The sequence below is a fragment of the Shewanella sp. W3-18-1 genome (assembly GCF_000015185.1).
Classification (GTDB): Bacteria; Pseudomonadota; Gammaproteobacteria; order Enterobacterales; family Shewanellaceae; genus Shewanella; species Shewanella putrefaciens.
The window spans coordinates 4,101,173-4,115,236 of the sequence record NC_008750.1; the positions used below are offsets into that span (position 1 = coordinate 4,101,173).

A 14,064-nucleotide genomic window follows, 5' to 3' on the forward strand; every position below is an offset into this window, starting at 1 on the left:
ACTATTGCCCCTTGGCAGGCTGTGCTGCATCCGAATCACTTGCCGCTAACCCACTCTCAGTATTTGCTGTCATGGGCAGTAACTTACGCGCTAATAAATAAATTAGAGGAAACAGGCAGATAAAGCCCCAATAGCTGCTCATTTGGCTCACCACGTCCAGCCCACTGGCGCCGTAACTCACCACGCTCACATGGGACTCCATATAGTGGCTCGACGGCATAATCAATCGCCACCACTGGGCTAATGGCGGCATATCATGGGTCGGGAAGGTAATGCCCATAAAAGCAAAGGCGGGCGCAAATAAAGCAGTACAAAAACTGATGACCCGCGCACTGTCACGCATCACAACAAATATTAATAACACTAAGCTCCAGACCGCCAATAACATCACTAATTGCGCAAGCAGTAATAGGGCTAAACTGCCAGCCATCGGCAGGGCAAGATACAAATATAGCCAAGCTAAAATAAAGCCACCCTGCAACATTAATATCGGTGTAAACAATGCCACTTTAGCCAATACTTTAGGCCAGAAATGTGTGGTTAATCGATCCGATATCACATCGGCTTGTACAACAGGCGCTAAATGTAACTCACGATTTAGGCTATTTGCCATCACCAACATCGATAATAACTGCCACAGTGCAATAAGCACTGGCGGCACCAAGAAACCGATGTAGTTGTTATTACGATTAAATAATGCCGTAGTTTGGCTTTTGACAGGGCTTAAATTGACCGCCACTTGGGATTTTGGCGTACCCGTTGCCAGTTGTTTTAATTCCGCAACTTGCTGTAATCCCTCACCTAAACTCAGTTGAATTTGGCTTGACAGTAACTTACCCACCAGCAAAAACTGGCTATTGTAGCGCACATCAATTGTCGGTTTATGGCCTGTGAGTAAATCCTTTTTCATATCATAGGGAAAGACCACAATCGCGTAGACTTTCGCCTGCTGCATGGCGCTAACGGCTGAGGATAAATCGGTAAAACTTTGGGGTTCGGTAACGGGATTTGCCTTCATCTGACGGGTCAACATGCGGCTCAATTGGCTATGATCTTGGTCGACAATCGCCACGGGCAGTTGTCTTGGAAGACCGGCACTGAACAGCCACCAAAGGCATAACATTCCCAGTAGCGGAATATAACTTATCAGTGCTAACTGCCAAGGATCATGCCATAGGGCACGCAGCTCACGACGAACTAATGCGACGAACAATGCCATTAAGCCCATGTCAGCAGCCCTTGGCGCGCTGCGAGTGTCCAGCGCTTTGATGTTTGTCGAGTGCTCAGTCACGGCCTTTACTCACCGCGTAGCAGCACTGACATGCCGACACGTAGGTTAGCAATCGGTGCATTGGGGCGTAATTCCACCTCAAAAGTACGCATATCAAAGTCATGGCCACTCTCGGTCGAGCGCCAAGTGGCAAAGTCACCCATGACACTGATATGGGATACTGTAAATTCGACATCCTGCCCGAGTGCCGGAATATTGAGTTGAATTTTATCGCCTTTGTTGAAACGCTTGAGTTGATCTTCACGCACTTGGAACACTGCCCAAGCATCCTGCATATCAATTAAGCTCACAATCGGAAAACCACTTGGTGCCAATTCACCCGCCTGTAATAGCACCTCGCTAATTTCGCCCGATTTAGGGGCGCGCATTTGGCTATCTTCCATCACGGCGCTCACTTCTTTTACCGCGCCTTCAGCCATACGTGCATTGCCTGCCGCCGCCGCTTTGGTCTCAACTCGTGCGCCTTCCTCGGCCATTTGATACATGGCTAAGGCCGCTTGTTCTGTGTATTTTGCCGCTTGCCATTGAGTAAAGGCTTCATCACGTTTTTGTCTTGCTGCCACACCTTCGTTGAATAAGTTTTCAACGCGGGTATAAGTCGTTTTAGCGAGCGTTGCCGCCGCCTGCGCCTTGAGCCATTGCTCCTTAGCTGCCATCACTTCTTGGCTGCGGGCACCGTTATTGGCTTCTAACTGCTTAGCCTTGGCGGCATCACGGCCCCCTTCGGCCTGCATCAACTTTGCATCCAGCTCAGGGCTGTGGATGGCAAACAACAAATCCCCTTCGGCCACGCTATCACCACGGCGCACTAACACTTGCTCGACACGACCGGGCACTTTGGATGACACATTGTATTCTCGGGCTTCTATCTGCCCCTGCAATAGACTCGGCTGCGGGCTATAAGCCAGCTTAAGCCCATAGGCTAAGATGAGGCCTAATGCGACCAACGCCACAAGGGCCAGCATTCGATTAGCGCGCATGATTTATCTCCTGCACTGGGTGACGATCGACGGTACGACCAATAAATTCATCTAATTGACCACTGATTGCCATCAATCTGGCATAGGCTTGCACATAACGATAACGGGCAGCCAATTGCTGGGTTTTCACTGCGCTCAGTTTTAGCTCGGCATCGACTCGGTCGATAGAAGTGGAAAGCCCTTGATTAAAAGCAATCTCCCTAAGCCGCAGATTTTCGGTCGCAAGCTCGAGTGAGGTATCAAGCGCCTTCACTTCTTCTTCGGCCTGTAATAATTGGCGATAGCTTTGATCCACCAGCAGGCTTAAGTCTTGCTTGGTTTGTGCCTTGGTATAGCGGGCTTGCAGTAGGGCACTTTTCGCGGCTTCGACCTTACCGCTGCGGCCATCACGGCTGATCAGCGGCACATTAACTCCGACACCAACCATCCAATCAGGCGTAATGCTCGATAAGAGTGTGTCTTCTTCATACAAGGTGTAATTACCAAAGAGGAATACCGTTGGGTGGTATTTCCCCTTTTCTAATGATACTAAACCATTCGCTTGCGCTTCTTTCGCTTCGAGCAATTTGAGTGCTGGATGTTGGCTTAAGGTCATTTGGCTAAGTTGATCTAACGATGGAGCGTGCGGCAGTACGAATAAAGGGGAATGGGTACTCACCTGACTTTGCTGGAGCATACGAGCCAGCGCGATAACAGCCATTTCATGTTGGCGGCTGGCACTACCTAAATTGACTTTAGCATTATCTAAAGCGACCTGAGCATTGAGGCGCTCAACCTTCGCAATTTGCCCTTCGCGCTCCATTGCTAGAGCATGTTCAACATGCTTTGTTAAGGAGCCAACCAGATCGGTTTGGGTCTCAACTAATGCCTGAGTCACATCGACAGCATAATATCTGTCCACCAACTGGGTAAATAAATCGCGGGTGGCTAATTGTAATTCTTGTTGTTTTTCGGCCACCATGGCCGCGTGTATACCTTGAGCGGCGGTGATCTGCCCACCCGTATAAATCGGCCACATTGCCTGCAAGCTCGCACTAAAAATATCTTGCTCACTTAAGGGCAGCGGCGGAATACCCGCGATGATGCCGCCAAGGGCTGGTGGAATAGAAACCACTGAATTTAATTCTTTCAAATCAAACTCTATCGGTTTATCCAAATGAATATAGTTACCGCGAATATCTAAGGAGGGTAAGTTTAACCCCTCTCCGGCCTGCTGCTCGCCTTTAGCACGGTTAACTTCCTGCGACTGCGCCTGTAGCTTATCGCTCACCTTCAGCACTTGTTGCCAAGCGTCACTGAAGCTTATCGGCTCTGCATGCAAAGCCGATGGCAATAAAAAAGGCACTGACAGTAAACACAGCCAAGCCACTCGTGATCGTTTCATTAACACCTCTAGAGTTGTTACTCTAATTTAGTTTGCGGATGATAACATTCATGGTGGAAAGCGGCTAGAACTCGCCTCCTTAAGTGTGGCGTTAAGCCTAGGTTCTAGGTTCTAGATTCTAGATCTTATGCTGTCCCCCCCACTGTTAAGCGATCTAACTTCAAGGTCGGTTGGCCGACACCTACAGGTACACTTTGACCATCTTTACCACAAACGCCAACGCCTCTATCCAGTGCCATATCATTCCCCACCATCGAAATTTGGCTCATGGCTTCTGGGCCGTTACCGATTAAAGTCGCGCCTTTAATGGCTTGAGTCACTTCACCATTTTCAATCAAATAGGCTTCGGATGCTGAGAACACAAACTTACCTGAAGTGATATCCACCTGCCCCCCGCCAAAGTTAGGAGCATAAATCCCCTTTTTGACCGACTTGATGATCTCGCTTGGGTCAGACTCGCCTGCTGTCATATAAGTGTTAGTCATACGTGGCATAGGCAAATGCGCGTAGGATTCACGGCGGCCGTTACCCGTTGGCGCAACGCCCATTAAACGCGCATTGAGTTTGTCTTGGATGTAGCCCTTTAAAATACCGTCTTCAATCAATACGGTTCTTTGGGTTTGTACACCTTCATCGTCGATACTCAGTGAACCACGACGATTAGGCAAGGTACCATCGTCGACCACAGTCACTAATTTAGACGCGACTTGCTGGCCAACCTTGCCGCTAAAGGCACTGCTGCCCTTACGGTTAAAGTCACCTTCCAAACCATGTCCAACCGCTTCGTGGAGCAATACACCGGGCCAGCCATTACCTAACACCACTGGCATTTCACCCGCTGGTGCATCGATGGCATTTAGATTGACCTGCGCTTGACGCACGGCTTCGCGGGCAAAGGCAAAACACATAGGTAAACCTGTGTCATCATTTGCCATTAAAACACCGTAGTCATGGCGTCCACCGCCCCCTGCACCGCCACGTTCACGTTTACCGTTTTCTTCTAAAATCACACTGCAATTAAAGCGTACTAAGGGGCGAATATCGGCCGCCAACGTACCATCGCTCGCAGCAATAAGGATTTCTTCGTGCACGCCGGCAAGGCTAACCACCACTTGGATAATGCGACTATCGAGACTGCGAATAAAGGCATCTGCCTCTTTTAGCAGGTTGATTTTTTTGACTTCCTCCATCGCCGCTATGGGATCTAAGCTATCATATAGCGCTAATGCTTTTTGGCGTTTAAAGGCTTGCACTTGAGTTTGCTCACCCGCACTGGCAATACCTCGGGCAGCCTGTACTGCAGCGCTTAAGGCAGCAGGAGTGATATCGTCGGCATAGGCAAAACCAGTTTTTTCACCGCTAATAGCCCGCACACCCACACCGCGCTCAATATGAAAACTACCGTCTTTGATGATGCCGTCTTCTAGCACCCAAGACTCGTGGCGACTGCCTTGAAAATAGAGATCGGAATAATCGATATTGTGCTGATGTATGGTGTTCAAATAGCTTTGCAAGCCATCTAACGCTAACCCATTCTTTAATAAACTTTGCTCTACTTGTGCTAAAAATGGCATCTATGCTCTCTTTGACCCCAAGGGATCTTGATATTCTGAGTGTAAACTCGGTATACTCATTCTATGTGTTAATGCTGCGTATCGACTCAAGCGTAAATTCAGCATTTCAACTCGTCTGCTGGCTATTGGCGCATTATTTCAAACATGGTTCACGAAAACGATTATGCTGCATGACGGGCATTTTACTGCGAATACTGTGCAGTTCGGTTAAGTCGACCTCGGCCTGCACCCAACCCGTACCCGTTTTAAGTTCAGCCAAAATATTTCCCCAAGGACCGACTATCATGCTCTGCCCCCAAGTTTCGCGGCTACCTTCATTATGGGCTCCCCATTGCGCCGCTGCGAGAATAACACATTGGGTTTCAATCGCTCTTGCCTGTAGCAATACTTGCCAATGGGCTTTCCCCGTCACTTTAGTAAAGGCCGAAGGGACTGTAATAATCTCGGCACCCGCAAGACGCATCGCCCTAAACAAGTCGGGAAAACGTAAATCATAACAGATAGCTAGGCCTATTTTGCCAAAAGGTGTATCGATAACAGTTATATGATCGCCAGGGCAGAAGGTTTCGCTCTCGCGATATTGCTTTGTACCGTCGGCAACATCCACATCAAAAAGGTGTAGTTTATCGTAATGCCCTAAAGTATCACCTTTATCATCAAACAGATAACAGCGACTATAGACACGACCATCCTCAGCCAACGCCGGAATAGTTCCCGCGACCATAAACACCCGATACTTGGCGGCCAGTGCACTTAACGCCGATTTGAGTGGGTTCTGATGGGCATCGCCAGCATAGGCAAGTTGCTGACTTTCATGGCCACCAAACAGTAAGCTGCATTCGGGTAATACCACTAAGTGGGGCGCATCGGCATCCCGTTTGAGTTCGTTAAGCTGCGATTCGATAAACAGCTGATTGGCGCTGACGTCGCGACTGCTCTGACATTGCAACAGGCTGATGTGCATTGTTATCTCCCTGATTTTGCTTAATCGGTTTAACGTCTTGGCTATTGGTAGGTTCGATAGGCTTGATGGCTGGCTCGGGCGGCATCGTATCAGGCTGAGATCCTTGAGGCAGAGGTTCGCCAAGTTTCATGTCCTCCGAAGCCTTTGGGCCTAGCTTCGGGGTATGTTGTTCATTGTTACCCTCGGTCGGCATGGCTTTATCGCCAGCGCCAATAATGGGCAAAATAGACTCTGGAATTTCAATCTCTTTACTCTTACGCTCTAATTCTTCGACCACAGGCTCAGCCATAGTCCCCGTTACCCTAAAACGAATTTCTGAAATCACCTCAATCACAGGCTCAAGCACTTTGGTCAGGGCAAATGCGCCCAGTCCCAATGTCCACGCACTGGTGCTGAGCAATACCACTGTCGGCACACTCGAGGCCAATTGCGGCACAAAACGAATATCGTAATTTAAACTTTCAGTGGTGAGATCCGTGTATCCTCGCACCTTCATATTGCCGGCAATCGCATCCATTTCGGTATCAGTGGTTTTCACCACCCCATTATCAATTTGCAGGTTTCCGGTAAAGGAATTGAAATACATGCCTTGCCCAAAAACATCGCTAAAATCTAACGATAGCTTACGCACGAGGGAATCTAAGCTGAAAAGTGAAAATATTCGCGCCCCCTTATCACTCACTTGGGATAAATGACCTTTACCCAAAGCAAAGTTTACTTTGCCGTTTAAGCTTTCAAGGGAAAATGCATAGGGCGCGCCCTCCCACGATAAGTCAGCATTAACCTTGAGTGGCGCCTCATTAACGCCAGGATCAATCCCTAATTGCTCGGTCAAATGATTAAACTGGGTCGCATTTAACATCATGCTCAACTCTGTTTTATTTTGCCCATCCTGCTGTTGCCATATCCCACTCCCTTTTAGGGTTACATTGGGTGTAGCCAAAGACAATGTCTGGATCTGATATCCCGATGGTTGTGGACTAGCCTGCAACACTAATTTACCAAAGGGTTTATCAAAAACATGGAAATCTTCCACATTTACGGCAACTGGTGGCAAGTTAGTAAGGACTTGTTCCGCGCCAAAATCGGCTTCTGCATCATTTTTTAACTCAGGAGCAAAATAGAATTTGCTTGCAGCAATTTTAAGCCCCTGCGTCATCCAGTTTGGATAGAAATCTATCCAACCTTCGAATTCGTTGGCGTTGGCATTGAAGCGCCATCCCGTTTCATTAGGTTTCGCATTAAGCCTAAGCTCTGTCAGTTGTTGCCCCAATAGATCGAGACGACCAATATGAGAATCGATACTTGCTACCGCGGGAAATACGTTTTTATGTGGGATCTCATCAACTAAAATCCCCGTTTTAGGCATTTTTTCTTGCCCAACAAAAGCATTAATCACAGGTAACCATTCAGCTAATTTGGCTTTGCCAAGATCAATTTGGATATGACCTTGCTCTGTATTTTTGGCCTCATCCTCATCGAATAAACGCCCCAATAACAAATCAAAGTAACTAAAGCGAGTACCATTATCGGCTGTAAACCCACCGACAAACTCGGCATGACTGGCAAGCTTTACGTCTAAGATCGCATCATTTTGATCGCCAATAAACTCCGCAACTAAAGATCGCGGTTCATCTTCTGGCTTAGCAAAATATCCGGGGAATGACAGTTGCGTCCCCAGCATATCGGATGTCACTTTGGCTTGGATTTGATAACCTTGCTCAGTAAAGAGCATATCCATTGCACCATCCCAACTGATTTTCCCCTGATAGAAATCACTCAACGGATGATGTAATTCATCGGGAAGACGGTTGAGATCCCAGCGACTTTTCAACTGAAGATTAAGGGCAAAATCTTTACCTTTGGGCTGAGTGTCAAAGGTAAAACTGAGCGGCTGTTCAAACAAGCGGGCTTTAATGCCTTTGCCTGTAATCACTTGATTTGTAAAATTGATTATACCTGTCACGCCATTAAGCTGAATCCCAGGTTGCGCAATATACACAGGCGTATTATCAAAACTAATTTGGCCTCGAATGTCTTCATCTTCGCCCTCATATAAGGGAATACTGATATCTAAGTTTCCTGTCACAGCACCTTGAACTTGCACAACGTTGAGTGTTTTACCTACGGAGTCTGCAAGGGGAGATGCCTGTAAAACTTGAGTCGCGGCACGACCTTGAGTCGCCAGCTCTGCTTGAATTTTTAATAATGAATATTCACCCAATTCAGGAATAAATACATGGGCGCCATCAGCGATAACATCCATTAACTTTCCTTGATTAACCCAAATATCCATACGAGCATTTTCAAATAGGGCGTCGAGGGAAAGATCCGTGACCGCTGGCCAATCGGGTTGAAATTGGAATTGCGCATCCTGCAACGTAAAGGCTGCTTGAAAAACCCCACTATTATCATCAAAGGGAAAATTCGCCAATGCTCCTTGCCATAACACTTGTGCATTTTGGCTATGCCCAGCCTTTATCGCATCATCAAGGTATTTAGCTAAAGACTCGCCCATGGCTTTTACGGGAAAATATTTATCCGCATTGGCAGAATTTTTTACCTCCACATTGGCGGCAAGCGACATAAAGACTGCGGCACTGAAGTCCAATTTAACGGCTGCATCGAGCGCTATATCATCATTATCAAACCGAATTTGCGGCACACTTAAGGTTAAAGATTCAGTATCGAATTGCCCAACAATGGCTGCACCATTAAGCACTAAGGGGGCAGGAAACTCATCGCCAAAGTTCAGGGTATAAGCTTGCTCTGGCAATGAAAAGACGAGGGTTTTATCCTGCCACTGCAGATGAGCATCCAATGGGTTAGCATTAGGAACACCCTCATCCATCCGCCAATGAAGCTGTTTAATATCCGTGTTGGCAAGCCAAGGTTCACCTTTTTTATGATATACGCGGATAGGGCCAATTCCGCCCTCTGGAGCCAATTGATGCCACTGTTTTAAAGCCGCTAAATCAACGCTGGGAAATAAGGGCAATAATGGAAATAAAGTTTGTAACTCAAGTTGACTTGCATAGCCAAATAACTCATCACCCTGCTGTTTAAGCGCCAATGTCAACTCAGGCCAAGCCTCGCCATTGGTTATAAAATCCAGATCCGTGCTATTAACCTCCCAACCAGAGGCTGTCGGTAACCACGTAATGCTGCCCGAGTTGATCTCAAATTTTTGTGGTTTGTCCCCTATTGCCCATTCAAGCCAACTCGGTTCAAAGTGGATCATCCCCGAATGGATACTCCGCTGAGCAAAAGTAAGCCAAGCTTTGAGATTGATAACACCTTCCAAAGGGAGTTTCTCACTGGGCTCATCTGGATGAGATTGACGCGACGCCCACTCTCCTAAATCCAATGATTGAGCCGCTAGATAGATTTGACCTGTGAGGCTATCAGGGGTAGCGCCATCGCCCTTAATATCGAGTTGTAATTGTAATGACTCGTGCATAGAGGCGTGATTATCGAGATAAACTTGACCCGCACCGCGATGGCTATCACCATTATTACGCCAATTTAAATGCCGAATATGAATGGGGCGATATTCATGCTGCTGACTTAACAACTGTACCGAAACATCTGTGAGAGAAAAACGCTCAAGCTGTTTTAGGAGTAATTTGTACAACCAATCGGTCTGATAGACGTTACTTTGTGTCGTCACCGACGGATCTTCGATGAGTTTATCGATATCGAGGGCGAGTCTGATCCCATCAAAATTGACATCCTCAATACGCGGGCTGGTTTTCAATAAGGATTGCCAAAAATCCAGCTTAATTTGGATATTCTTGACCAATACTGTTACTGGTACTTTATGTTGGGGTGGGATAATCAGGTTTTCAATGGTCAGTGCGGGTCCAAAGGCTTGCCATTGAGCCGATAATTCCCCCACTTGAACATCGAGATGATATTCATTTTTTATATAATCAACGAGCTGCTGACGCACTTCATCGACCTGAGGTAATAATCCACGGATCAAGCTAACAGCCAGTGCAAACAACACCAAGACAACTGCCAGAAGTTGCCAGCAAAAACGGCTCACTGATTTAACGGTAACAAACGCAGCCACTACATCATCACCACATCGTATTTGTGCTGTGAGTACATAGGCTCATTTTGCAGGCGAATACGTTTACTAATATAAACTTCAAGCTCAGCGATCAGATGACTTTCTTCGCCACTCAAACTTTGATATACCGCAGGAGAACAATACAGCAAAAACTCATCGGCATCGTATGCACGATTTAATCGAATAATTTCTCGGAATATTTCATAGGAGACAGTTTCAACTGTCTTCATACTCCCAGTGCCATGACAAGCTGGACACTCGCTACAAACCACATGCTCTAAACTCTCGCGAGTGCGTTTGCGCGTCATCTCGACCAGCCCTAAACCAGAAAAACCACTGACATTCGTTTTAACGCGGTCCTTGGCTAAAGCACTATTTAAACTATTAAGTACACGTGTTTTATGCTCTTCATTAAGCATATCGATAAAGTCGATAATAATGATGCCACCTAGATTGCGTAGGCGCAGTTGCCTTGCAATGGCTTGGGTCGCTTCGAGATTGGTATTAAAGATGGTTTCTTCGAGATTACGATGACCCACAAAGGCACCAGTGTTGATGTCGACGGTCGTCATGGCTTCGGTTTGATCGATGATCAGATAACCGCCCGACTTTAACTCAACTTTACGCCCCAGCGCGCGCTGAATTTCATTTTCAACATCGTAGAGATCAAAAATAGGTGCCGGGCCTGAATAATGCTCAATTTTCTCAGCAATTTCAGGCATAAATTCTTGAGCGAAGGTTTGCAACTCATCAAAGGTGCGGCGTGAATCGACCTGAATACGATCCAGTTCAGTGCCAACAAAATCACGCACAATACGCACTGGCAACGCTAAATCTTGATATAAAAGCGCCACGCCACGGCGTTGTCGTCGCTCGCTGACCTTAGACCAAACTCGGCGTAAAAACGCCGCATCTTGGGCAAGCTCATCTTCTCCAACGCCTTCGGCAGCCGTGCGAATAATAAATCCGCCATCTTCATCCACATAAGGAAGTGTGATTTTCTTTAAACGGCTGCGCTCTTCCTCAAGCTCAATACGTTGGGAAACCCCAACATGGCTAGAGCCAGGCATAAAGACTAAATAACGGGAAGGCAGCGTGATATCAGTTGTTAAACGCGCTCCCTTAGTACCCAAGGGATCTTTAACTACTTGCACCATAATATCTTGCCCTTGGCGGACTAATTCAGCGATATCACGGACAACGAAGTGGCCTTTTTCAACATCGGCAACGCACTCAGTGTGCGGCACTATGTCAGAAGCATGAAGAAATGCAGCTTTATCTAAACCTATATCAACAAAAGCCGCTTGCATGCCAGGTAACACGCGGCTGATTTTACCTTTATAAATATTGCCGACTAATCCCCGTTTCATACGGCGTTCAATATGCACTTCTTGCAATACACCGTGTTCAACTAAAGCGACGCGAGCCTCGGATGGGGTTACGTTGATCAGTAATTCTGAACCCATCTTGCGCTGTATTTTATTTTGATTTAAGCGACTGGTATTCACGACTCACCCCATTCGGGAAATTAGATTAAATAATTGAAGTTATAGCGTCTCTCAGCCTGAAACCGATATTCCAACTACTACCAACACCGTAAGTTCACGGACTAAAACTTGGTAGTAAGAGGTTATCAACATCGATAAGGTTCCGTTTTAAATCCTTTAAACCTCGCAACAGGGATAAGATTAACCGAATCCAACCTCAGCTAATAATGCACGCGTTTCAACTAAAGGTAAGCCAACCACGCAGGAATAACTGCCTTCAATCGACTCAACAAAACAGCCGCCTAACCCCTGAATACCATAACTACCTGCTTTATCCATGGGTTCCTTTGAGGCAACATAGGCATCGATATCAGCATCACTTAGCGTACAAAATCGTACTTGGGTTTCAACCAAACGCACTGATGTTGTAGGGCTGTCGACATCACCATAGGTTATCGCCACCGCTGTCATTACTGTGTGTGTTTTGCCAGATAATGCCCGCAACACACGTTTTGCATCCTGTTCGTCAACGGGTTTACCTAATATTGCGTTTTCAAGCACAACGATAGTATCAGAACCTAATACAGCAGGCTGTGACATGCCAAGGCATAATGCAAGCCCTGCTTGCGCTTTTTCAGCGGCGAGACGTTGTACATAATCCCTTGGAGTCTCATCATTTAAAGGGGTTTCATCAATATCTGGGGCGACTTGAGTAAAACTAAAATCTGTACGCCCTAAGCCAATATTTGCCAATAATTCTTTGCGACGTGGAGAGGTAGAAGCGAGAACTAAATTCACCGTTAGCGAACCTTATAATGACGTCGAACACGACGTAAAATCCAAAAAATCCAAGGCCAAATCACTAGCCCAGAAATGGCAGGTAGAAACAAATCCGCATTAAACGTCGCTTCATCCATCACAAACTCTACCCAGTAAACGACTAAGTGGTAAAGGGCAATTAGCAGCGCCACTACTAAGGTTTGCTGCCATTTTGGGAAATTACGCAACCGTTGGCAATGCAAAATCGCAATATAGATCACCAATGACATCGCTAATGAGCGCACACCCAAGGTTGCTCCCAACAGAATATCGAGGGCCAAACCTAAAACCCAAGCAGTTAAAATATTGTATCTGTGTGGCAAGGCAATAGACCAATACATAACCACCATTAACAGCCAGTCAGGACGCCAAGCTTCAACCACCGAAGGTAAAGGCATAATTTGGCTTAGCAATCCGATAAACAGCGTCAACCAGACGATGAGTCGACCATTGGCAGCTTGTAAACTCATTAATGCACCTCTGCTGGCGGTGGAGTGGTCACAGCGCCCGTTGTAGCATTCGCATTAGTTGCAGCCCCTTGTGGCGTGTTTGCCGAACCTTGGGTATTGGGTGCACTATTTATCGTATTGGGATCCGGCTTAGCCTCTTCAGGCTGATCCGCAGCAGGTACTGGCATTTGATGCGGCAAAGTCACACCTGAATCTGGTGATGGCCAAATCAATAATAAATAACGAATACGATCAAGGGCTGCCAGTGGTTGAGCAGTAACACGGGCATAGCTTTGGCCATCCTCCGTCAGGACTTCCATGACCCGAGCAACGGGATACCCTTCGGGAAAACGATTACCAAGGCCAGAAGTCACTAATAAATCACCAACACGCACATCGATACTTTTAGCCACATGGCGCAATTCAATCTCATCATTTTCACCCGTACCATTGGCGATTAAGCGCACATCGTTGCGGGTAATACGCACAGGTAAACCATGGGAGACATCAGAAAGCAGCAATACACGACTGGTCATCTCGCTAATTTGCACCACCTGCCCCACAACCCCTTGTGCATCAACAACGGGTTGCCCGACGAACACGCCACTGCGCGCTCCGTGATTTAACACAACATAATGATGGGAGGGATCGCTAGCGACCTCGAGCACTTCTGCCACCATTTTGCGAGAATCCTGATACGCAGGAGACCCAAGCAAGGCGCGTAAACGCTCATTCTCTTGGCGCAAATGTTCAAAACGCTGCAAACGCTCGCTCATTAGCAATTGCTGTCTTAATAGCTCTTTATTCTGTAACGCCAGCATATTACGCGTTGCAAAACTCTCGGATGACCAATCGAGTAAGGCCCCGGGGAAACTGGCGAGATATTGCACAGGGCTTAATACAGATGAAAGGGATTGACGCGCAGGTTCGAGACGATGATTAGCCACGAGCAAAATCACCGACAAAATAATTGCCAGTGTTAAACGAAATTGGTTAGAAATACCACGAACAAAAATTGGCTTCATAGAAAGCTAGGGCGGT

At 46.9% G+C, this 14,064-nt stretch carries 10 protein-coding genes; all 10 read right to left on the bottom strand.

The features are described 5' to 3' along the window. Position 1 precedes the first annotated feature (1 nt). Positions 2-1,219, bottom strand: coding sequence for an ABC transporter permease (locus SPUTW3181_RS18600; protein ID WP_041408468.1), 1,218 nt, complete (start codon positions 1,217-1,219; stop codon positions 2-4). A gap of 77 nt (positions 1,220-1,296) precedes the next feature. Further along, positions 1,297-2,271: an HlyD family secretion protein gene (locus SPUTW3181_RS18605; RefSeq protein ID WP_011790829.1), complete on the bottom strand. Its 975-nt coding sequence runs from the start codon at positions 2,269-2,271 to the stop codon at positions 1,297-1,299. Beyond that, complete coding sequence (locus SPUTW3181_RS18610; RefSeq protein WP_011790830.1) at positions 2,261-3,655, bottom strand: TolC family protein; 1,395 nt, start codon at positions 3,653-3,655, stop codon at positions 2,261-2,263. Before SPUTW3181_RS18610 ends, SPUTW3181_RS18605 begins: the two co-directional genes overlap by 11 nt. 125 nt (positions 3,656-3,780) lie before the next feature. Then, the gene (gene tldD / locus SPUTW3181_RS18615) at positions 3,781-5,229 is read right to left on the bottom strand and encodes a metalloprotease TldD (RefSeq protein WP_011790831.1); all 1,449 of its coding nucleotides are present in this window, start codon (positions 5,227-5,229) and stop codon (positions 3,781-3,783) included. 133 nt (positions 5,230-5,362) lie between these two features. Then, a complete protein-coding gene (locus SPUTW3181_RS18620; RefSeq protein ID WP_011790832.1) occupies positions 5,363-6,193 on the bottom strand; it encodes a carbon-nitrogen hydrolase family protein in 831 nt (276 codons plus the stop codon). Continuing rightward, complete coding sequence (locus SPUTW3181_RS18625) at positions 6,117-10,268, bottom strand: YhdP family protein (RefSeq protein WP_011790833.1); 4,152 nt, start codon at positions 10,266-10,268, stop codon at positions 6,117-6,119. The genes SPUTW3181_RS18620 and SPUTW3181_RS18625 overlap by 77 nt, the downstream gene beginning before the upstream one ends. Continuing rightward, complete coding sequence (rng, locus tag SPUTW3181_RS18630) at positions 10,268-11,734, bottom strand: ribonuclease G (RefSeq protein WP_014609762.1); 1,467 nt, start codon at positions 11,732-11,734, stop codon at positions 10,268-10,270. The genes SPUTW3181_RS18625 and rng overlap by 1 nt, the downstream gene beginning before the upstream one ends. Positions 11,735-11,956: 222 nt before the next feature. Further along, the gene (locus SPUTW3181_RS18635) at positions 11,957-12,553 is read right to left on the bottom strand and encodes a Maf family protein (RefSeq protein WP_011790835.1); all 597 of its coding nucleotides are present in this window, start codon (positions 12,551-12,553) and stop codon (positions 11,957-11,959) included. A 2-nt stretch (positions 12,554-12,555) separates the two neighbouring features. Further along, positions 12,556-13,044, bottom strand: a complete 489-nt coding sequence (gene mreD, locus SPUTW3181_RS18640; protein WP_011790836.1) for a rod shape-determining protein MreD — start codon at positions 13,042-13,044, stop codon at positions 12,556-12,558. After that, positions 13,044-14,048, bottom strand: a complete 1,005-nt coding sequence (mreC, locus tag SPUTW3181_RS18645) for a rod shape-determining protein MreC (RefSeq protein WP_011790837.1) — start codon at positions 14,046-14,048, stop codon at positions 13,044-13,046. The genes mreD and mreC overlap by 1 nt, the downstream gene beginning before the upstream one ends. Positions 14,049-14,064: the final 16 nt, after the last annotated feature.